Annotated in this window: 18 protein-coding genes; 9 read left to right on the top strand and 9 right to left on the bottom strand. The window is 43.6% G+C overall.

Going from position 1 to position 21153, the window contains the following annotated elements:
* Nucleotides 1-248: 248 nt before the first annotated feature.
* Nucleotides 249-1151 carry a M48 family metallopeptidase gene (locus BHC43_RS02445; protein ID WP_100156418.1) on the bottom strand — a complete coding sequence of 301 codons (903 nt, stop codon included), beginning with the start codon at nt 1149-1151 and terminating at the stop codon, nt 249-251.
* Nucleotides 1152-1518: 367 nt separating this feature from the next.
* On the opposite strand from BHC43_RS02445, the gene trkA reads away from it, so the two are divergent.
* From trkA to BHC43_RS02425, 4 genes are all read left to right on the top strand, one after another.
* Nucleotides 1519-2916: a Trk system potassium transporter TrkA gene (trkA, locus tag BHC43_RS02440; protein ID WP_100156438.1), complete on the top strand. Its 1398-nt coding sequence runs from the start codon at nt 1519-1521 to the stop codon at nt 2914-2916.
* Nucleotides 2917-2926: 10 nt separating this feature from the next.
* A complete protein-coding gene (locus BHC43_RS02435; RefSeq protein ID WP_100156417.1) occupies nt 2927-4432 on the top strand; it encodes a TrkH family potassium uptake protein in 1506 nt (501 codons plus the stop codon).
* A 51-nt stretch (nt 4433-4483) separates the two neighbouring features.
* On the top strand, nt 4484-6349 hold the full coding sequence (locus tag BHC43_RS02430; protein ID WP_100156416.1) for a lytic transglycosylase domain-containing protein: 1866 nt from the start codon (nt 4484-4486) through the stop codon (nt 6347-6349).
* A gap of 109 nt (nt 6350-6458) precedes the next feature.
* Entirely contained in the window at nt 6459-7001 is a 543-nt protein-coding gene (locus tag BHC43_RS02425) for an isochorismatase family protein (protein ID WP_100156415.1), read from the top strand.
* Between the two features lie 176 nt (nt 7002-7177).
* On the opposite strand, the gene BHC43_RS02420 is transcribed toward BHC43_RS02425, so the two are convergent.
* Entirely contained in the window at nt 7178-7648 is a 471-nt protein-coding gene (locus BHC43_RS02420) for a universal stress protein (RefSeq protein WP_100141511.1), read from the bottom strand.
* 102 nt (nt 7649-7750) lie between these two features.
* On the opposite strand from BHC43_RS02420, the gene BHC43_RS02415 reads away from it, so the two are divergent.
* From BHC43_RS02415 to BHC43_RS02395, 5 genes are all read left to right on the top strand, one after another.
* Nucleotides 7751-8527 carry a tRNA threonylcarbamoyladenosine dehydratase gene (locus tag BHC43_RS02415; RefSeq protein ID WP_100156414.1) on the top strand — a complete coding sequence of 259 codons (777 nt, stop codon included), beginning with the start codon at nt 7751-7753 and terminating at the stop codon, nt 8525-8527.
* An 8-nt stretch (nt 8528-8535) separates the two neighbouring features.
* On the top strand, nt 8536-9342 hold the full coding sequence (locus tag BHC43_RS02410) for a segregation and condensation protein A (RefSeq protein WP_257377967.1): 807 nt from the start codon (nt 8536-8538) through the stop codon (nt 9340-9342).
* An 83-nt stretch (nt 9343-9425) separates the two neighbouring features.
* A complete protein-coding gene (locus BHC43_RS02405; protein ID WP_100156412.1) occupies nt 9426-10337 on the top strand; it encodes a PaaI family thioesterase in 912 nt (303 codons plus the stop codon).
* 83 nt (nt 10338-10420) lie between these two features.
* Nucleotides 10421-11650: a nicotinate phosphoribosyltransferase gene (pncB, locus tag BHC43_RS02400; RefSeq protein ID WP_100152100.1), complete on the top strand. Its 1230-nt coding sequence runs from the start codon at nt 10421-10423 to the stop codon at nt 11648-11650.
* Nucleotides 11651-11759: 109 nt separating this feature from the next.
* Entirely contained in the window at nt 11760-12170 is a 411-nt protein-coding gene (locus BHC43_RS02395) for an RNA-binding S4 domain-containing protein (RefSeq protein ID WP_180297410.1), read from the top strand.
* 46 nt (nt 12171-12216) lie between these two features.
* Here BHC43_RS02395 and BHC43_RS02390 read toward each other — a convergent pair whose 3' ends face one another.
* The 7 genes from BHC43_RS02390 to BHC43_RS02360 all read right to left on the bottom strand — a co-directional run bounded on the left by BHC43_RS02390 (nt 12217) and on the right by BHC43_RS02360 (nt 21141).
* Nucleotides 12217-12777 carry a TIR domain-containing protein gene (locus BHC43_RS02390; RefSeq protein WP_100141516.1) on the bottom strand — a complete coding sequence of 187 codons (561 nt, stop codon included), beginning with the start codon at nt 12775-12777 and terminating at the stop codon, nt 12217-12219.
* Between the two features lie 175 nt (nt 12778-12952).
* The gene (lpdA, locus tag BHC43_RS02385; RefSeq protein WP_100141517.1) at nt 12953-14365 is read right to left on the bottom strand and encodes a dihydrolipoyl dehydrogenase; all 1413 of its coding nucleotides are present in this window, start codon (nt 14363-14365) and stop codon (nt 12953-12955) included.
* Nucleotides 14366-14512: 147 nt separating this feature from the next.
* A complete protein-coding gene (gene odhB / locus BHC43_RS02380; RefSeq protein ID WP_100141518.1) occupies nt 14513-15736 on the bottom strand; it encodes a 2-oxoglutarate dehydrogenase complex dihydrolipoyllysine-residue succinyltransferase in 1224 nt (407 codons plus the stop codon).
* Nucleotides 15737-15802: 66 nt separating this feature from the next.
* Nucleotides 15803-18625 carry a 2-oxoglutarate dehydrogenase E1 component gene (locus tag BHC43_RS02375; RefSeq protein ID WP_100141519.1) on the bottom strand — a complete coding sequence of 941 codons (2823 nt, stop codon included), beginning with the start codon at nt 18623-18625 and terminating at the stop codon, nt 15803-15805.
* A 197-nt stretch (nt 18626-18822) separates the two neighbouring features.
* Nucleotides 18823-20106, bottom strand: coding sequence for a citrate synthase (gltA, locus tag BHC43_RS02370; protein WP_100141520.1), 1284 nt, complete (start codon nt 20104-20106; stop codon nt 18823-18825).
* A gap of 73 nt (nt 20107-20179) precedes the next feature.
* Entirely contained in the window at nt 20180-20437 is a 258-nt protein-coding gene (locus BHC43_RS02365; protein ID WP_100152102.1) for an FAD assembly factor SdhE, read from the bottom strand.
* Nucleotides 20437-21141: a succinate dehydrogenase iron-sulfur subunit gene (locus tag BHC43_RS02360; protein ID WP_100141522.1), complete on the bottom strand. Its 705-nt coding sequence runs from the start codon at nt 21139-21141 to the stop codon at nt 20437-20439. The genes BHC43_RS02365 and BHC43_RS02360 overlap by 1 nt, the downstream gene beginning before the upstream one ends.
* Nucleotides 21142-21153: the final 12 nt, after the last annotated feature.

Raw genomic sequence — 21153 nt, 5'->3', positions numbered from 1 at the left:
TAATGTAATGGTTTTTTAAGTTTTTCTTGTAGATTTATTATGCATTACTAATGCAATAATATGAATGATAACCGAAAACAGGGGCGATTGAAACAATTTGTAGTCTGATGTAGTCAATATTAGAAAATGTAAAGATTAAAATAAAAGCAGCCCGTTAGAGGCTGCTATACAGTAATAAAAATGAATACCATCATGGTGATTTCACATTGATTACACCATTTTTAATATTTCAAACTTTCTGAAAAATCTTAGAAACGGTTTCTCTTCTTAGCACTGGCATTTTTGCGCAAGCTTGAGCCCGCCTGACTATACTGGCTTCGACCGGTGGGATTTTGCAAAGCTGGCTGATTTAGTCTGGCCTGCTCATAAATCGGCATAACTTCCGGCAGCATTTTTTTCAAAGAGCTAATGCGTGCATTATTGCTCGGATGGGTAGACAAAAGGCTAGTACCACTATTGTTGCCCAAAACTTTATTCATTTTCTCCCATACCGTTATGGCAGCATTGGGGTTGTAGCCTGCCTGTGCCATTAGCCTCAGACCGCCTGCATCTGCCTGAGATTCCTGATAACGGGAAAAAGGTAAAGTCAGGCCATATTGACTTAGCACATCTTTATACACACCGACATTATCTGCATTGGCACCGGTTTTAGATTGCACCACTGCACTGCCTACTTCCAATGCCACGCTAGTCAAAATTTGCTGGCCAGCTGCTTTTTTACTGTGCTCCTGCAATGCATGCGTCATCTCATGCCCAATAATCGCAGCAATTTCATCATCGGTTAAATTCAGACGATCAACAATGCCTGTATACACCACCATTTTTCCGCCTGGCATGGCAAAAGCATTAGCTTCATCGCTACGGATAACATTAAGCTGCCAGTCAAAAGGAACACCAGTAGTGTTTGCTTGATTGGCGTATGGTACCAGTCGTTGAAATACATTACGTACCCTTCTGGCCACGGGTGTATTGGTTTCAATCACCCCTTCTGCTCTGGCCTTACCCATCATCTGAGTATAGCTTTTGGCCGCACTGCTATTTAGAGTCTGGGTGTCATAGCCCATCACATCAGCCACCTGCGCACATCCACTTAAAGCTGTAAGCATGGCAGCCAGTGTGATTAATTTAGATTGCCGTCTGATTGAATACATAATTTATCCACGGTAATATAACTGGTTGAAAAAATATCACTTTTTAATGTCTTACATTGAGTAATAAATGTAAAAAATGGTTTTATTATATGGTGTTTATTTAATTTTAAAACCACTCTTATAACATATACGCATTACAATATTTATGCATATAAAATACCAATAGAGAAAAATGGCTCAGATTATCCATCAAAACTAATAATATTCAGCAAATTATTAGTAACATCCGTCTTTGCAGCAGACCAAATATAACAAAATGATTAGAGCTAGCTTTTTTATACTTGTGTCGCGGTTTTACACCAATATTTGCACGCAGCACCACAAAGGCTACAATGCTATTGATTACCACAGAGATGATGTAAATTACGTGAAAATCCTTATTTTAGGCTGTGGACAAGTAGGTTCGACCATTGCCAGCAATCTGGCCAGAATGCCCAATAATGATGTCACTATTATTGACGTCAATGAAACTGCTTTACAGAAAATCAATCAGCGACTAGACGTACAAACCATTGTCGGCAACGGCGCGTGGCCGTCTGTCTTGTCTACAGCCGGTGCTCAGGATGCTGACATGATTCTGGCTCTGACCCAAAATGATGAAACCAATATGGCTGCCTGTCGAATTGCATATGCGCTTTTCAATACGCCAAATCGTATTGCCAGAGTACGCTACAGTGATTTCGTTGAATTTGAAACAGGCAACAATCAATACAAAACCAGTTTAGACTTATTTAACATCACCGAAGCCATTAGCCCTGAGCAGCTTGTAACCGAACAGATAGTTAATTTACTACTGCATTCTAGCGCCTTACAAATCCTGCGATTTGCCAACGACAAAATTCGTTTGCTTGTCATCCGAGCTCAAAATGGTGGTATGCTGATTAATCAACCTATTAGTGCACTGAAACAGCATTTGGAAGAAGGCGTGGATTGCCAAATTTGCGCTATCTACCGCAATAACCGTTTGCTGGTTCCCACTGGCAGTACTATCTTGCAGGAAGGTGATGAAGTTTTTGTTTTAACGCCAACTGTTTATTTGGAAAACATTATGCGCGAACTACGTCCAGTTACTAAGCGGACACGTCGCATTATGATTGCCGGTGGTGGCAATATCGGTTACCGCGTGGCTAAACAGCTGGAAGCTAGATTAGATATTAAAATTATTGAACGTAAACAAAATCGTGCAGAATGGCTTGCTGAAAACCTTAACAATTCGCTGGTTCTGGTAGGGAACGCTTCGGATGAAAGCCTACTGGAAAACGAATATATTGATGAAATTGATGTATTTTGCGCACTGACCAACGATGATGAAAATAATATCATGTCGGCCATGTTGGCCAAAAACCTTGGTGCCAAACGCGTGATGGCCATTATCAATCGTTCCAGTTACGTGGATTTATTGCAGGGCAGTGCTATCGATATTGTAATTTCACCGCATCTGATTACTATTGGTTCTATTCTGACTCATGTACATTTGGGCGATATCATGGCAGTGTATCCATTACGCCGCGGTTCGGCAGAAGCCATTGAAGTTGTATTGCACGGTGACCGCCATACTTCTAAACTTATCGGCCGCACTATGTCTCAATTACGTTTGCCCGCGGGGTGTTATTTTGGCGCGGTAGTACGTAACGAAAATATCACTATGTACCATCAGGATACAGTACTAGAAGATGGAGATCATGTAATATTTTTCGTGGCTCGGCGCAAAGCGGTGCAGGATCTAGAAAAAATGATTCAGGTTAAACTGGGCTTTTTTGCATAGGCAGCATGTTATGAGCCATTTCAGCAACCGCTTTACTGTGCATCATAAGGCATCAGGTTTCGTCAACAAAATTGCGCCCACCGCTCATATTGTGGCCAAAACCGGTTTTTTATTTTCATTATTGCTACTGGCACCGACGGTAGTCTCATTACTGTACATGGATCATGTGTTTTCAGCATTTGCAGTTACGGCTGCTATTAGCATGAGTGTGTGTGCGCTGACTTGGCTGCTGACGATGCGCTATAACCGTGAACTGCGACCGCGTGATGGCTATACATTGGTCTTCATGCTGTGGATTGGCTTTGCCCTGATTGCCTGCCTACCCTTTTATATCTACATGCCCGGACTGGGTTTTACTAATGCCTATTTTGAAGCCATTTCCGGTCTCACCACCACCGGTGCCACCATCATCACTAGTCTGGATACACTTGCCCCGTCACTGAATTTCTGGCGTCATATGCTCAACTGGCTGGGCGGCATGGGGATTATTGTGCTGGCCGTAGCCGTCATGCCGATGCTAGGCGTAGGCGGAACTCAATTATTTAAAGCAGAAATACCGGGCGTAAACAAAGACAGCAAAATGGCACCACGTATTTCAGAAACGGCCAAACGCTTATGGAGCGTGTATGTATTGTTTACATTCGTTACTCTGCTGGCTTTACGTCTGGCCGGCATGAGCTGGTTTGATGCAGTTTGTCACGCTATGTCGGCTTTTTCCCTTGGTGGTTTCTCTACACACGACAACAGCATTTCCTATTTTAATTCTGTACCGATTGAAATTATTCTTAGCATTGCTACCATACTAGGTGCTATTAATTTCACTAATCATTTTAATGCGCTACAAAAAAAATCATTACGTTATTACTGGCGTGATGAAGAAGTACGTGTACTATTATTTGTTTTGTTGTTCAGCATCATTGGCATCAGCTTGTATTTGTGGTGGCACAGTTTTTATTCGCTGGGTGAAGCATTTCGATACACGGCTTTCAATTTAATATCTATCGGGCTGGCAAATGGCTATTCCGATACTGATTTTGCCAAATGGCCATTAATCGCCTCCTTATGGATGTTTTTTCTGGCCAACATACTTTCTAACGGCGGATCAGCCGGCGGTGGTATTAAAACAGTTCGTGCGCTTGTGCTGTTTAAATTCAGTTTGCGCGAAATGTTGCTGATGCTGCATCCCAATGCAGTAAGTATGGTTAAAATTAACGGCAGCCATATTCCCGACCGGCGAGCTTTAACAGTGATGGCCTTTGTGTTTGTGTACGTAATCACCATTATATTATTCAGCTTTGCCTTAATGATGAGTGGAATGGATTTTCTATCTGCCCTGACAGCCGCAATCAGTTGTATCACCAATGCAGGCCCTGGGCTGGGTACTGTGGGTCCAGCCAATAATTTTGCTTTTCTTTCAGACCTTCAGAAGTGGTTATGCATCATCATCATGTTGCTCGGACGTCTGGAAATATTTACCGTCTTTATCTTGTTTACCCCTGCTTACTGGAAAAAATAAAATACAACTTGAGAAAATTTGAAGGAAAAAAAATTGATTAAACACTTAAAGATGCTGAAAGCAAAACTGACTAACCAACAGCATCTCATTTCCGGCACTTTGCTGCTCCTTACCGCATGCAGCAATCAGCACGAAGTTGCACTTCAGCCCATCAACAAAAACAGTGGTCAAGCCATTCTGCCTGGCACGCAAGCCACTGAAGCACCGGACAAAGTCATCAGCAGTTTTCAGCAATATCAAAATGCTCTTAAAGCAGCCAAAAATGGCGATGACATTTTACCGGCTCAGTTTCTGGCTCATCAACCTGACAGTGCCATGAGCAATAGCATACGCAATAGTTGGTTACAGCAGTTAGGTAAACGTGGCAACTGGACAGTATTCCGCCAGCAATATGATTTTCTGGATAAAAATTTCCGCGATCTGGAAACACGGTGTTATGCCGCACAAGCAGGCATAGATAATGACAATGAGTTATTAGCCAGTTTGAGCATGGAATCCGGCAATCTTCCATTAGGATGCAATCGCTTGCTTGAACAGGCTGCTGCCCGTCAAAAAATTAGTGCCCAAAATGGGTGGCGGCGTGTACGCAACCTGTTGGCACTGAATCAAATTACTAATGCACGTAATTTAGCTCAAGCTTTAGGCAGTCCCTTACCAGATCCGTTGGGCAGCAGCACCGGTGGAAGTCAGGGCGCACAAGAAGCTTTACTGTATCAAGTTACCAATAAGGATAATCGCAACAAAGACAGTGCCGCCAGCACCCTAGAGCAACTTTCAGCCAGTCTCACCAAAGAACAAATTGGCTTCGGCTGGGCGCAATTGGGGCTGGCTCAAGCAAATAGTCTCAATTCTGCTAAAGCTCTGAATTATTTTGACCGAGCCACCCCAGAGCAGATGAATAACGAAATGTGGGAATGGTATGCTCGCTCAGCACTGCGTCTGCAGCGCTGGCAAAAACTTAATAGCATCATCCTCAGAATGCCAACAGCGCTACAGCAGCAAGTTACGTGGCAATATTGGCTGGCTCGCAGTTACCGCTCATTGGGGCAAAATAGTCTGGCGAACGCTATATTCCAAAAAACAGCTCAACGCGGACATAATTTTTATGCGTTGCTAGCTAAAGAAGCTTTGGGAAGCAAAGCCAATACCAGCAGCACTGTGGGCAAAAGCAGCCAGCAAGTTCAGAACAGAATAGCAGCTGACGGTAATATCCACCGTGCACTAACATTATTTAAAACCGCACAAGCAGAAAATAACTGGCCAATGCGCCGACTGGCTCAGCAAGAATGGCGTTATGCTACACGTAACTTCAACGACGACACCCAAATCGCAGCTGCCACCCTTGCAGAAAACAATGGTTTTTATGAAATGGGAATTTACAGTGCAGATAAAGCGGATAACCTCCTCAACTACGAATTGCGCTATCCTGCACCATTTAAAGAGCTGGCCGTTCCATATGCGCAAGAAGCCGGTATTGATCCTGCGTGGGTATATGGCTTAATCCGTCAGGAAAGCCGCTTTATGATCGGCGCCCGCTCCAACGTTGGTGCAGCCGGCCTGATGCAAGTGATGCCGGCTACAGCCCGTGACATCGCCAGCCGGCTAGGTATGGATAGTAATGAGCTGTATACCATGCGCGGCAATATCCGTATGGGTACATGGTATATGGGCAATGTACGCAAACAGTTTGGCGATGAAGTGCTCACCACCACCGGCTACAATGCCGGACCTAGCCGTGCTCGCCGATGGCAGGCAAATACGCCTCTGGAAGGGGCCATTTATGCCGAAACTATTCCATTTGACGAAACCCGTACCTACGTCAAAAATGTTATGGCCAATACCACTTATTATGCCAACCTTTTTGGCGAACCGCGTACCACGCTTACAGAACGTATGGGTACCGTACCGGCACGGTAACCTGCTGACACTTACCAGCCTTGCCAGCCTTAACCCGTACTTACTTTCCGCTACCTACAAATAATGCATAATTATCGTGTAAATTACTCAACCCTTGGGAAAGCAAATTATGTTGTTAGACCGCAAACGCTCCGCCGTATTAATGATTGATTTACAGACACGCTTGCTGCCAGCCATCAGCAACACCGATGAATTACTAAACAACAACGTATGGTTGGCCGAATTAGCAAATGATATGGCCATTCCAACCATCATAAGCGAACACTGTGTCGATAAAATTGGCTCTACCCGTGAAGAAATCATCACCGCTGCACCGCAGGCAAAAATTGTACAAAAACAAAGTTTTTCCGTATTTTCTGCTGGTGTACTCACAGCTGATAATCTACAAAATGCAAGCCAGATTGTCATATCCGGTATAGAAGCGCATATCTGCGTATTACAAACAGCTCTGGACCTACGTTCGCAAGGATATGAAGTATTTGTTGTAGCTGATGCCGTAGGTTCTCGCCGTCAACGTGATCTGGAGCTGGGTCTGTCTCGCATGCAGTCTAGTGGATGCAATATAGTTAGCGGAGAAATGATAGCATTTGAATGGCTAGGTTCAACCAGTAATCCACAATTTCGAGAAATTCACAAAAAATTCATTCGTTAATTTAGTGTGAGTCCTCACATTACCACTGCACCCTTAATAAAAAATGGGTGCAGTTTTATTTTCATGTTCAGTACAACATTACAAAATAAAAAGCTGAATCCGTATCATCCCAGATTCAGCTTCATTTAAAGGATAAAATATCTCATTTCAATTTTTATGTAAACTAGCGTTAGCCTTTAGCCTTCCCCATTAGTATCACTGCGGATAATCAAGAGCGGTAGATTAGTTTCACGCATCACTGTTTCAGCAAAACTACCCATAAGCAAATGCATTAGTCCACTACGGCCATGTGTACCTAAAATAATTAGGTCACTACTTTTTTCGTCAGCATAATCCACCAGCATCTGCGCCATTTCCTTTGCTCCTTTATTAGCGATCAGCAAATGGCGGTGTACTCTGTCCTGCGGCAATTGTTTCAAAGCCTTATTTACCGCATCGTCCAGAACAGTATTTCCTTCGGACAAAGCAGCCGCTTCGTAACTTTCATGCTGCAGAAACTCAGGAGCCAGCGCCATATATTCAGTCGGATTGGCCACATTTACCACCGTTAATTCTGCTTCTTCACTTTTAGCCAGACCAATAGCATGCTCCAGAGCATTTTCTGAAGTATGGCTGCCATCCACCGCCACAAGTAAATGTTTGTACATGAAACTCTCCTTATCGTTTTTGCAATTCGAATCATCAGGCAGATACAGTATAATACCACTACCTGCTAAAAACGGCTTTTCGGATTTTACTACGTGTCGCAGATGTTCCATTCCTCAGTAAATTATCAGCGCCGCTTCGGTGGTATTGCACGATTATACGGCGAAGACTCCTTACAACGATTCGCTTCTGCACATATATGCATTGTTGGTCTCGGTGGCGTTGGCTCATGGGCTGCAGAAGCATTGGCACGCAGTGGTATCGGCTCTCTTACACTGATTGATTTGGACAACGTAGCCGAATCCAACATCAACCGACAGCTGCCGGCTTTAATCAGCCTGATTGGCAAGCCAAAAGTAGAAGCACTGGCCGAACGCATTGCCGACATTAATCCCGATTGTCAGGTTAACTGCATCGAAGATTTCGTCGATGTTGACAATATTAGCCAGATATTCAAACAGCCCTTTGATTTTGTTATCGACGCCATTGATCAGGTGCGTGTCAAGGCAGCCATGGCTAATTATTTTATCGCACAGCACCAACCATTTATTGTTTCCGGTGGCGCCGGCGGACAGAAAAATGCTGCCCTAATTCAAAGTGCCGATTTAAGCCGTGTGACTAATGACCGAATGCTGGCCAGTATGCGTTATACCTTGCGCAAACGGCATGGTTTCAGCCGCCAGCCGGCAGACAAGATGCACATACCCTGCATTTATTCGAGCGAAAATATTACTCCGCCACAAGCAGGTAGCTGCCAGACAGAATCAAGCGCTCCACAGGGTCTTTCCTGCGCTGGATATGGTGCTTCCATGGTGGTCACTGCCAGTTTTGGACTGCGTTGTGCACAGGCGTGTCTTGATCATCTATGCAGACATACCTGAGCTCAAGCATGAATACCGTTAACCCAGCAGAACACACTGTTGCCATTTTATTCGGACAAGCTGTCACTGAAATTCCTCATGATTTGTTTATCCCACCCGATGCATTGCAAGTAGTTTTGCAAAGCTTCGAGGGACCGCTGGATTTATTGTTATATTTGATCCGAAAACAAAATATCGACGTTCTCGATATTCCAATGCTCACCATAACCGAACAGTATCTCTCATACATTCAGCAAATGGAGCAGCATGAGCTGGATTTAACGGCTGAATATCTGCTAATGGCAGCGGTACTGATTGAAATCAAAACTCGCCTGCTCCTTCCTGCACCACCGGCCGAGGAAGAAGAAGTTGCTGACCCCCGCGCAGAACTGGTTCGCCGCCTGCTTGCTTATGAACAGATGAAACTGGCCGCAGCCGGACTCGATGCCTTACCTCGTGCTGGACGAGATTTCGGCTGGGCATGGCTACCAGTAGAACTCATTGCCGTCACTCAGCCTCCTCAGGTACAGGTGGCTGATTTAACCCGCGCTTGGTTAGCGATTCTAGCGCGTTCACAGCACAATCGCAGCCATAATGTAATTAAAGAAACCCTGTCAGTACGTGCCCAGATGAGCATGGTGTTGCGACATCTGCAAACTCGGCAGCAATGTTATTTCACTGAACTTTTCTGCCGTAATGATAGTCTGGCTTTGGTCGTCACCACATTCATTGCTCTGCTTGAGCTTGCAAAAGAAGGTTTGGTGTACATTACTCAGCAACAAACAGATGATCCGATATTAGTTAGAACTGCCAGTAATGAATCTGCTGAACATTAAGCGTCACATCAGAGACCAGTCACATAGTGACAAGTTTATTGAAAAACCCTAATATAAATAAATTTATATATCAGGATAAAGTCATGGCTGCCAACCCTACAATATTTAATACCTCGTTTAATACTTGTCTGGATTTACCTCATTGCCGTTGGCTAAAAATTTATGGTGAATGCACATCCGATGAACCTGTCATCTCTGTTGACTGGAGAGATGAACTACTGGAAAACAAAGAAACCGGCAATATCCATGGTGGTGTTATTACGACGCTAGTAGATATGGCTTCAGCCTGTACACTTGCCGCTCAGTTTGAACGGTTTGAATCTATAGCCACACTAGATATGCGAATCGATTACCTGAAACAACCTGTACCCGGACAAGCTATTCACGCACGTGCACATTGTTACAAAACTGAAGGACAGATCGCCTATATACGCAGCCATTGCTATCAAGAAGATGAAACCAAACCCTTTGCGCTGGGCATGGCTACCTTTGTTCACAGACTAATATCCCTTTCAGAGCTACAGGTAACATTGAAACAGCTCAAAAATGAGCGATCCGAATTAAAAAGAGCCACAATTAATCATGACGCAGAATTGAAAAGAAGAGCTTATGATTTGATGCCCTACAGCAAAGCCATTAATCTAAAAATTGGTACAGATAGCGAAAATAGACGAATATATTGTCTACCTTTTTCTCAAGACCATATAGGTGATTTTACACAGATGGCATTACATGGCGGCTTAATTGGTGGTTTTTTACAAAGCTGTATAAATCTACATGTGATGGAAGAGCTAAATCTTTCTTCACCAGCACGAATTATTGACTATTCAACTGATTATTTACTAAGTGGCAGGCCAGAGGACAGTTATGCCCGATGTGAGATCATTCATGCAGGTAAGCGCATTTCACAGGTCACCGCAACCATGTGGCAAAGCCGAATTGAAAAGCCTATAGCTTTTGCTCGGGCGCAGATACAAATGCCTGTAGTTGAATAAAAAAAATCAATTGTTTGTCCATTTCAGAAATTTTGTTACACAATTTCTGTAACAGCAATATTTTAGTGAGTTGACCCAGCGTTATGGCTATTGATACCAACCGCCCGCCGATTATCCAGTCTTTACTGGACACAGACCTGTATAAATTCACCATGCTTCAGGTAGTCCTGCACCAGTTTCCACAAGCTACTGGGGTTTATGAATTTCGCTGTCGCAATAACCATGAAACCGCTTACCCGCTTGGGGATATTCTGGAAGAGCTTGACTGGGAATTAGATCGTCTATGTCAGATGAAATTCAACGAAGATGAATTACTATATCTGCGGAGCCTACGCTTCATCAAAAGCGATTTTGTCGACTACATGGAGCTGTTTCAGTTAAAACGTCGGTTTATCAGTACCAGTATCGATAACAATCATTATCTTAATATACGCATAGAAGGCCCGATCATACAGGCCATGTTTTTTGAGATATTTGTTTTGTCGATAGTCAATGAACTTTACTTCCGTCGTCTAGAAACTCCTGAAATAATTGCTGAAGGAAAACGTCGATTAAAAAATAAAGCTGAGCTGATACACCAATATGCTAATGAACAGCAACATTATGGCTCACCTTTTATCGTTTCCGATTTTGGTACCCGCCGTCGCTATCGTTATACATGGCAAAAACATGTGGTAAAAACCCTTCGCGAAGCCGCTCCCAACGTATTTCGTGGCACCAGCAATGTTCACATAGCCAAAGAATTTGGCCTAATACCTATTGGCACCATGGCACATGAATTCCTTCAGGCCTTTCAAGCGCTGGATGTACGTTTACGTGATTTCCAAAAAGCGGCTCTCGAAGCATGGGTACACGAATATCGCGGCGATTTAGGTATCGCTTTAACTGATGTAGTCGGCATGGATGCTTTCCTGCGCGATTTCGACCTATACTTTGCAAAGCTGTTTGATGGACTGCGCCATGACAGCGGCGATCCGTATATCTGGGGTGAAAAAGCCTACAACCATTATCGGAAACTACGCATTGACACTCGTACCAAAATGTTAACATTCAGTGATGGGCTCGACTTACAGCGGGCGTGGGATCTATACGTCCATTTTAACAAACGCTTTAAAACCAGCTTCGGTATTGGTACTAACTTCACCTGTGACATGGGATTGACACCATTAAACATCGTATTAAAACTGGTAGAATGCAATGGCCAATCTGTAGCCAAAATTTCTGATTCACCTGGCAAAACCATGTCTGATAACAGCACATTTCTGGCTTATTTGCGCCAAGTATTCGATATACCAGATATCAACAAATATTAAACAAAATAAAGCCAGTGTATTATTTATGATAGCAACTCAGAAAGAAGAGTTACTTTTTTACCGGCTTTAAATCATTTAAAAAAACACATCTATATAGGACACACCAAAAATGAACAGAAATAACGATGCCAGCACCACCAGCATGCGACTGGACAAATGGCTATGGGCAGCACGTTTTTTTAAAACCCGAGCCCTGGCTCAGAAACACATCGAGCTCGGACGCGTTTTGGTAAACGGAGCCAAAGTGAAAAACAGTAAAAATATTCAGGTAGGCGACAGTATAGACCTGACGCTTAACTCATTGCCCTATAAAATTGAGGTTCAGCAACTCAATCATATGCGCCGACCCGCCTCTGAAGCACGTTTACTCTACAGTGAAGACGAAAGCGTTGCCACCAAACGTGCAGAACTCAAAGCCCTCAAACAGGCCAGCCAGATAAGTGCTGCATATCCCGATGGTCGGCCAACTAAACGAGACCGCAGAGCGCTAGATAAAGTAAAAAGACACTGGGAAGACTGAATATAAATTAAATAGCAGCTCGGATAATGCAAGTACCCAACTCACTTTACATAGTCAGCATATAATTATTAGGCTTAATGTGGGTATTTTTAACAAAATTATTTTTTTTAAGCGCCTTAGCTACCATTTCCTTATTGAATGGAACATGCAACACCGGCACCTGAGATTTTAACTTTTTGAAAAGCGGTAACTTATTCCAGAAATAGTGAACCTTAAAATTCATATTATTTTTACCACTAACCAGCATATCTTTCTTTTCGCGTATTTCTGTATAAATCACAATTACCGGTAGCCTCAAACGCCCGATTCCATATTCAAGTTCCTCTTTCAAACTGCGTGACTGAAAAGTATCCTCACTTAATATTAAAATAATATTATCTGCTCGGTTTAAACGCTCTTTAATACGTGGCTTTAACACTCCTTCCCAATCGCTACCGTCGCGTACATCATATTTTTTAGCATGAATATCATCAAACAGAAATTGCTCATCCTGAGTTTTCCACGTTTTCAGCTGATTATAAAAAAAATAGTCTCTTTGTATTAACGCCCCCGCCGCATACTCATTAAATGGTTCATCAACATAAAAAATACTGTAATTACTGGGCATAACATTTCTCCTCAATTATTATCCAGACCATCACCACACATCGCTGAATATTACAGTAAATATAAACAAAATCCCACTTAAAAAACTTTAAAATACAAACACATATAATCAAATGTAATAATTAAGATAAAAAAACCGCATCCCAGAGGATGCGGTTGATACTTACTTCTAATATTTATTTAATAGAAGAAGCAGCCTCATGCATAGCTTCAGACAAAGTCGGATGGGCATGAACAATACGGGTAATATCCTCACTAGAGGCTTTAAAGTCCATAGCCATTACTGCTTCGGCAATCAGCTCAGAAGCCACCGGCCCAATGATATGTGCACCCAGCACACGATCAGTTTCCGCATCGGCTAGAATCTTAACAAAACCTTTTGCCTGTCCCATACCCAGTGCACGACCATTTGCAGCAAAACTAGACTGACCTTTTTTATACTTCACGCCAGCAGCTTTCAACTGCTCCTCAGTCTGACCAACCCAAGCGATTTCCGGATGAGTATACATCACAGCAGGAATGGTATTCATATCTACAAACGGTTTCTGACCAGCAATACGTTCAGCCACGGCCACACCCTCAGCAGATGCTTTATGAGCCAGCATCGGGCCTCGTACTACGTCGCCAATCGCCCAAACATTAGGCAGATTAGTACGGCATTCATCATCCACTACAATAAAACCACGTTCGTCTTTTTGCAGGCCAACACCCTCTGCATTCAGACCATTGGTATTTGGAATACGGCCAATCGCAATAATTAACTTATCAAAAGACTCGGTTTTTTCTTCACCACCAACAGTATATTTAACCGTTACACTGTTTTCAGCTTTAACAATTTCATTCACCGTTACACCCAGATGAATGTTCAGACCCTGCTCTTTAGTGAAAACCTTAAATGCTTCTTTTGCCACCTGCTGGTCAGCAGCAGCTAAGAAAGTAGGCATTGCTTCCAGAATGGTTACTTCTGAGCCTAGACGATTCCATACAGAACCCATTTCCAGACCAATCACACCGGAACCAATCATACCCAGCTTAGTTGGTACCGCTTCAAGATTCAGCGCACCTTCATTATCCAATACATTAATATTATCAATTTCAGTAATTGGCAGCGGGCGCGGTACAGATCCAGTAGCAACAATTACATGCTTAGCTGTAACCTGCTGTTTGTTACCATTGGCATCTACTTCAATCTGCCATAAACCATCAGCCTGACCAACCAGAGAACCTTTACCAAAAATACTTTCAACTTTGTCTTTTTTGAACAGAAAACCAATACCATTTGTCAGCTTACTAACAATAGCATCTTTACGTTCAATCATTTTTTTTGCATCAAAGCCCTTAACCTGAACATCAATACCATGTTCAGCAAATTCAGATTGCGCGGCATGGTAATTCTCACTGGTCTGCAGCAAAGCTTTAGAAGGAATGCAACCTACATTTAGACAAGTACCACCCAGAGCCGGACCATCCCCTTTTTTATTTAAACCAGCATCAATACAGGCAGTTTTAAAACCCAGCTCAGCCGCACGAATGGCTGCAACATAGCCCCCAGGACCAGCACCGATTACCACAACGTCAAATTGAGACATTAAAATTCCTTTCAATCATGAATATTTCTGACTGATAAAATAAAACCGCAATGTGGCACAAACGCCATTTGATTCGGTGTGGCCAGCATTACGGTTTATCTTCATCAAGCCGCCATAATTTGAGAATACGGCAGCCAGCAAATCAAATTACAGTTCCAGCAACAAGCGAGCAGGATCTTCCAGCGCATCCTTAATAGCTACCAGTGTCAACACAGCTTCACGGCCATCAATCAGACGATGGTCATAAGACAGAGCCAGATACATCATCGGACGTACCACTACCTGACCATTTTCTACTACTGCACGTTCTTTGGTTGCATGCATGCCCAAAATAGCAGACTGAGGTGGATTAATAATCGGTGTAGACATCATAGAACCGAATGTTCCACCATTGGTAATACTGAATGTACCACCAGTCAGGTCTTCCAGAGCCAGCTTACCGTCTTTAGCTTTAACTGCATAATCATGAATGGCCTGCTCAATATCAGCAATGCTCATCTGATCTGCATCACGCAAAATAGGCACAACTAAACCACGAGGACTGCCAATAGCAATACCAATATCAAAATAGCCATGATAAACAACATCAGTGCCATCAATAGAAGCATTAACCACAGGGTATTTCTTCAACGCAGCCACAGCAGCTTTAACAAAGAAAGACATAAAGCCCAGTTTAATACCATATTCTTTCTGGAACTGTTCTTTATAACGGTTACGCAAATCCATAACCGGCTTCATATTCACTTCGTTAAATGTAGTCAGAATCGCATTTTCATGCTGAGACTGCAGCAAACGTTCAGCAACACGTGAACGCAGACGAGACATCGGCACGCGCTGTTCTACACGATCACCGGCAGCCACAGGTGTAGCAGCTTTAGTAGTAGCCATGGTCGGAGCAGCAGCCAATGCAGATGCTGCAGCAGCAACATCTTCTTTTAATACACGACCATCACGACCAGAACCTTGGATCGTAGCAGTATTTACACCTTTTTCCGCAGCCAGCTTAGCAGCTGCAGGCATAGCTACACCAGCCTGAGACTGATTTGCCGGTGCAGCAGGAGCTGAAGGTGCAGCAGCAGGGGCAGATTCTGCAGGGGCAGCAGCGGCAGCTGGCGCAGATGCTTCAGCAGTAGCTGAAGTATCAATTTTGGCCAGTAATTGACCAGCAGTCACAGTAGCACCATCTGCTTCAATAATTTCGACCAACTTACCTGCTTGCTGAGCAGGCAGCTCCAACACAACTTTATCCGTTTCCAGATCAATCAGGTTTTCATCACGCTGTACGAATTCACCCACTTTTTTATTCCAGGTCATCAGAGTGGCTTCAGTCACACTTTCCGGAAGCATGGGAACGGTTACATCAATAATCATGGATTACTCCTAAAAAAGGGCCAAAGGCCACCACACAGGTGGCCGGTTATTCATTACAGATTCGGATTATTTCAATTCCAGAGCATCATCAACCAATTGTTTTAGCTGAGCAACATGTTTGCTCATATAGCCCACAGCTGGAGAGGCGCTGGCAGGACGGCCGGCAAAAATAACTTTCTGCTTGCTGCTGGCAATCGCTTCAATGCGGTGACGGATCTGGAACCATGCACCCTGATTTTTCGGTTCTTCCTGAGCCCACAGAATTTCAGTAGCATTCGGATAGCGGCTTAGTTCAGCAGCCAGTTGCTCGTAAGGGAAAGGATACAACTGTTCAACACGCACAATCGCGATATCCTTGCCTAAATCACGTTCCATACGTGCTTTATTGATATCGTAGTACACCTGACCGGCACACAGAATCACACGCTTAACAGTATTTTCATTGCCCTCAACCTGATCACCGATTACCGGTCGGAAAGAATGGCCTTCAGTGAAATCACTGAGCGGACTCATAGACTCATTGAAACGCAACAGACGTTTGGACATGAAAATAACTAGAGGTTTACGATACGGACGCAATACCTGACGACGCAACACATGGAACATCTGCGAAGCTTCAGACGGCATTACCACCTGAATATTTTCTTCAGAACACAATTGCAGCCAGCGTTCCAGACGACCAGAAGAGTGCTCAGGACCTTGGCCATCATAACCGTGCGGTAAAATCACAGTTAGACCACACAGACGACCCCATTTGGTTTCACCTGAAGTGATAAATTGGTCAATAGCAACCTGTGCACCATTTGCAAAATCACCAAACTGACCTTCCCAGATAACTAAACGATCTGGAGCACTGCAAGCAAAACCATATTCATAAGCCAATACAGCTTCTTCATTCAGAATGGAATCAATAACCAAGAAAGAAGCCTGATTATCACTCAAGTTACGCAATGGTACGTAAGCACCAGCATCACTTTTTTCCCGTTTCTGATCATGCAGCACAGCATGGCGATGTGAGAAAGTTCCGCGACCGGAATCTTCACCAGAAATACGTACACCATTACCATTGGTTACTAAACTTGCATAAGCAAGTGTTTCAGCCATACCCCAATCAACAGGTTGCGTACCCTCAGCCATAGCAACACGGTTAGCCAACATTCTTTTAACAGTATTATGTGGCGTAAAGCCCTCAGGCAGCGCAGTAAATTTAGCAGTAAGACGTTTAATATCGGCCTCAGGAATACCGGTTTCTACCGGATGATTCCAGTGAGTACCAATATATGGTGTCCAGTCTACAGCGTGCTTGTGGTTGTAATCAGTCAGCGTGGTCTGTTCTACATGCTCACCTTTATCCAGCGCATCACGATAAGCCTGAATCATTCCATCAGCTGCTTCTTTGCTAATCACATTTTCATTTACCAGACGGTCTGAATACAATGCACGGGTACCCGGATGCTGATGAATCTTGTTGTACATCATAGGCTGCGTGAGCATCGGGTCATCACCCTCGTTATGGCCCAGTTTGCGGAAGCAAACGATATCCACAACTACATCTTTGCCGAAAGACTTACGATAATCCATCGCCAGTCCCATTACATAGCTCACTGCTTCAGGATCATCACCGTTTACATGGAAAATCGGCGCATCAACCATTTTAGCCAAATCAGTGCAGTACACGGTAGAGCGGGTATCGCGTAAATCAGAAGTCGTAAAACCAATCTGATTATTAATCACAATATGAATCGTGCCACCGGTGGTATAACCACGGGTTTGAGACAGGTTGAAATTAGCCTGATTCACACCCAGACCAATGAACGCAGAATCACCATGAATCAATACCGGTAATACTGCTTTACGACCAGATTCCCCACGGCGTTTCTGGCGTGCACGCACAGCACCTTCCACAACCGGATTCACAATTTCCAGATGAGATGGATTGAATGCCAGAGAAACATGCAGCGGACCATTACCAGTAGCCAAGTCAGATGTGAAGCCCATATGGTATTTCACGTCACCACTTGGTAGCGTCGTAGTATATTTACCTTCAAACTCGCTAAACAAATCGCGAGGTTCTTTGCCTAGGATGTTAACCAGCACGTTCAAACGGCCACGGTGCGCCATACCAATCATGACTTCTTCTACACCCTGACTGCCACAATGCTGCATCAGATAATCCAGCGCAACAATAGTACTTTCGCCGCCTTCCAGAGAAAAACGTTTTTGACCCACGTAGCGAGTATGCAGGTAGCGCTCTAGGGTTTCAGCAGCAGTAAGCTGCTTGAGAATACGGCGTTTGTGTTCAGGAGTATAACTACCGGCAGATAAATCTTTTTCTACACGATCTTGCACCCAGTTACGCTCATCCGGACGAGTAATGTGCATAAATTCCACACCAACCGTACCACAATATGTCTGATCCAGTTTATTTATAATTTCAGACAAAGGCAGCTGCTGGCTGCGGGAGAAATCACTGCCAGTATAGAATTTAGTAGACATATCGGCAGCAGTCAGGCCGTACTGTGCCGGATCCAGCTCAGCCAGATATTCTTTTGGACGCCGTTTCAATGGGTCCAGATTTGCATTACGGCTGCCCAGAATACGATAAGCATTCATCAGATTTAAAACTGATACTTGCTTTTGCAACATATTTAAATCAACACTGCCCTGTGCAGCACCATGCTGCTTGGACAGATTTACAAACGATTCTTGAATCGGTAATTGCGGTATATCTTTGGCAACGTAGCCCGGCAAAGCAGCCACTTTGTCAAAATAATCTTTCCAGTATTCATCAACTGAATCTCTATCTTTCAGGTAGCTCTCGTATAACTCCTCTATATAAGGAGCATTGGCACCGTATAAATAAGAAAGACTGGTTTTTTCTTCCATCATGGTAAAAACCCTTTTTTACCTTAAACTATAAAACAGGAATATAACTATCCCCTACCAATATTCAACTCGAGAATCGAATGCCGATTCCAGATTACCGCATATCAACATACCGATTCCAGATCACCACGTAAGCACATGGGGATGAAGCATTAGTATGTTTCAGGCAGCTAAAAAGCTGCCTGAATACACCAACCAAATTAGCGTTTATCTACAGGTAGATAATCGCGACGGCCGGCACCAGTATATAACTGCCTTGGACGGCCGATTTTCTGATGTGGGTCAGCAATCATTTCATGCCAATGTGAAACCCAGCCTACTGTTCGCGCAAGAGCAAACAAAACAGTAAACATCGTTGTAGGAATGCCCAATGCACTCAGAACAATACCAGAGTAAAAGTCTACATTTGGATAAAGCTTGCGTTCAATGAAATAAGGGTCTTCCAATGCGATTTTTTCCAAAGCCATTGCCAGCTTGAATTTAGGACTATCGTGTAAACCCAGCTCATTGAGCACTTCATCACAAGTCTGTTTCATGATTTTGGCTCGAGGATCCATGTTTTTATAAACACGGTGGCCAAAACCCATCAGACGATAACGTTTTTCTTTAACTCCCTGCATAAATTCTTCAACGCGGGATACATCACCAATCTCATCCAGCATTTTCAGTACAGCCTCATTGGCACCGCCATGAGCCGGACCCCACAAACAAGCAATACCTGCTGCAATACAGGCAAAGGGATTGGCTCCAGACGAACCGGCCAAACGTACAGTAGAAGTGGAAGCATTCTGCTCATGATCAGCATGCAGAATAAAAATCCGGTCCAAAGCACGCTCTAGCACAGGATTAACCACATAATCCTCAGTTGGCTTGGCAAACATCATATGCATGAAATTGCCAGTATAAGACAGACTGTTACGCGGATAATTGAAAGGTAAACCTTTTGAATAGCGATAGCACATGGCCGCAAGTGTCGGAACCTTGGCAATCATACGGTATTCAGCGATCCGACGATGCTCAGGATTGCTGATATCCAGACTATCCTGATAAAACGCCGCCAGTGCACCTACAACCCCCACCATCATTGACATCGGATGAGCATCACGACGAAAACCTCGGAAGAACCAGGTTAACTGCTCATGCACCATGTTATGACGCAAAACACCCAGTTCAAATTTCTGTTTTTCGACTGCATTAGGTAATTCACCATAGATAAGCAAATAACAGGTTTCCAAATAATCACTCTGCTCTGCTAGTTGCTCAATGGGATATCCCCGATAATATAACTGCCCCTTTTCACCATCAATGAAGGTGATTTTCGACTCACAGGATGCGGTTGAAGTAAAACCTGGATCAAACATAAACATGTTGGTAGTGCCATACAGTTTACGAATATCAACCACATCTGGCCCCAGCGTACCAGATAACACTGGCATTTCAAAAGGCTCTTGCCCCTCGACGTTGAGTATAGCGTTCTTGGTCATCCCTAACTCCTTAATTTTCAATTTTTCTATTTAAATAATCTAAACTTAAATACATTAACAAAAGTAAGGCGTTTCACAACCTCTCAGCCTGTCTGATTTTTTCCAAAACAGGCTCAAATTCAGGGTACGCACATTCTTCCGCTTTATTGATTAATGCCAGAATTTCCGGATCCGGCAAATCCATTAACGCCACAAAAGCTGCCAGCTCACTATCCGACAAATGGTCAAAAACCTGTGTCATGAATCTGCCTAGAATAATATCTAATTCCAGCAGACCCCTGCGAGCTAACCAACGAATGCGGCGTTTGGCATTATCATCAAAATGTTGCATCAAATTGCTCTTCTTAACATTAAATCTTTAATCTTGCCTATAGCTCGAGTCGGATTAAGGTGTTTCGGACAAACATCCACACAATTCATAATCGTGTGGCAGCGAAACAAGCGATATGGATCATTAAGATTATCTAGCCGTTCATTAGTACGCGTATCACGAGTATCGGCAATAAAACGATAAGCATTGAGCAAACCAGAGGGTCCTACAAACTTATCTGGATTCCACCAAAATGAAGGGCAAGAAGTTGAACAACAAGCACAAAGAATACATTCATAAAGACCATCTAGCTCCTTACGCTCAGCCTGTGTTTGCAAGCGTTCACGCGTTGGTGCTGCTGTATCATTAACCAGATAAGGTTTAATAGAATGATATTGATTAAAAAACTGCGTAAAATCAACAATCAAATCTCGGATGACCGGTAAGGCCGGCAAAGGTTTCAACACAATCGGCTGCTTCAGGCTACGAATATCCGTCAAGCAGGACAACCCGTTTTTACCATTGATATTCATACCATCCGAACCGCAGATACCTTCACGGCAGGAGCGACGGAAAGACAGACTATCGTCCTGTGCTTTCAGTTTAATCAACGCATCTAGCAGCTTGACATCTGTTGGTTCAATTTCAAGTTCATAATCTTTCATGTACGGCTTAGCATCCACATCGGGATTATAGCGGTACACCTGGAAGCGGATTTTTTCCATCTTGATAGTTCC

Origin of the sequence: Snodgrassella alvi (assembly GCF_002777855.1) — a bacterium.
Taxonomy (GTDB): Bacteria; Pseudomonadota; Gammaproteobacteria; order Burkholderiales; family Neisseriaceae; genus Snodgrassella; species Snodgrassella alvi_E.
This window is presented reverse-complemented; position numbering and strand designations above follow the sequence as displayed.

Excerpts from the sequence above, each read along its gene's own strand:
- BHC43_RS02445 (WP_100156418.1), bottom strand. The coding sequence starts at position 1,151 with ATGTATTCAATCAGACGGCAATCTAAATTAATCACACTGGCTGCCATG.
- BHC43_RS02435 (WP_100156417.1), top strand. The coding sequence starts at position 2,927 with ATGAGCCATTTCAGCAACCGCTTTACTGTGCATCATAAGGCATCAGGT.
- BHC43_RS02430 (WP_100156416.1), top strand. The coding sequence starts at position 4,484 with ATGCTGAAAGCAAAACTGACTAACCAACAGCATCTCATTTCCGGCACT.
- BHC43_RS02425 (WP_100156415.1), top strand. The coding sequence starts at position 6,459 with ATGTTGTTAGACCGCAAACGCTCCGCCGTATTAATGATTGATTTACAG.
- BHC43_RS02420 (WP_100141511.1), bottom strand. The coding sequence starts at position 7,648 with ATGTACAAACATTTACTTGTGGCGGTGGATGGCAGCCATACTTCAGAA.
- BHC43_RS02415 (WP_100156414.1), top strand. The coding sequence starts at position 7,751 with ATGTTCCATTCCTCAGTAAATTATCAGCGCCGCTTCGGTGGTATTGCA.
- BHC43_RS02410 (WP_257377967.1), top strand. The coding sequence starts at position 8,536 with ATGAATACCGTTAACCCAGCAGAACACACTGTTGCCATTTTATTCGGA.
- BHC43_RS02405 (WP_100156412.1), top strand. The coding sequence starts at position 9,426 with ATGGCTGCCAACCCTACAATATTTAATACCTCGTTTAATACTTGTCTG.
- pncB (WP_100152100.1), top strand. The coding sequence starts at position 10,421 with ATGGCTATTGATACCAACCGCCCGCCGATTATCCAGTCTTTACTGGAC.
- BHC43_RS02395 (WP_180297410.1), top strand. The coding sequence starts at position 11,760 with ATGAACAGAAATAACGATGCCAGCACCACCAGCATGCGACTGGACAAA.
- BHC43_RS02390 (WP_100141516.1), bottom strand. The coding sequence starts at position 12,777 with ATGCCCAGTAATTACAGTATTTTTTATGTTGATGAACCATTTAATGAG.
- lpdA (WP_100141517.1), bottom strand. The coding sequence starts at position 14,365 with ATGTCTCAATTTGACGTTGTGGTAATCGGTGCTGGTCCTGGGGGCTAT.
- odhB (WP_100141518.1), bottom strand. The coding sequence starts at position 15,736 with ATGATTATTGATGTAACCGTTCCCATGCTTCCGGAAAGTGTGACTGAA.
- BHC43_RS02375 (WP_100141519.1), bottom strand. The coding sequence starts at position 18,625 with ATGATGGAAGAAAAAACCAGTCTTTCTTATTTATACGGTGCCAATGCT.
- gltA (WP_100141520.1), bottom strand. The coding sequence starts at position 20,106 with ATGACCAAGAACGCTATACTCAACGTCGAGGGGCAAGAGCCTTTTGAA.
- BHC43_RS02365 (WP_100152102.1), bottom strand. The coding sequence starts at position 20,437 with ATGCAACATTTTGATGATAATGCCAAACGCCGCATTCGTTGGTTAGCT.
- BHC43_RS02360 (WP_100141522.1), bottom strand. The coding sequence starts at position 21,141 with ATGGAAAAAATCCGCTTCCAGGTGTACCGCTATAATCCCGATGTGGAT.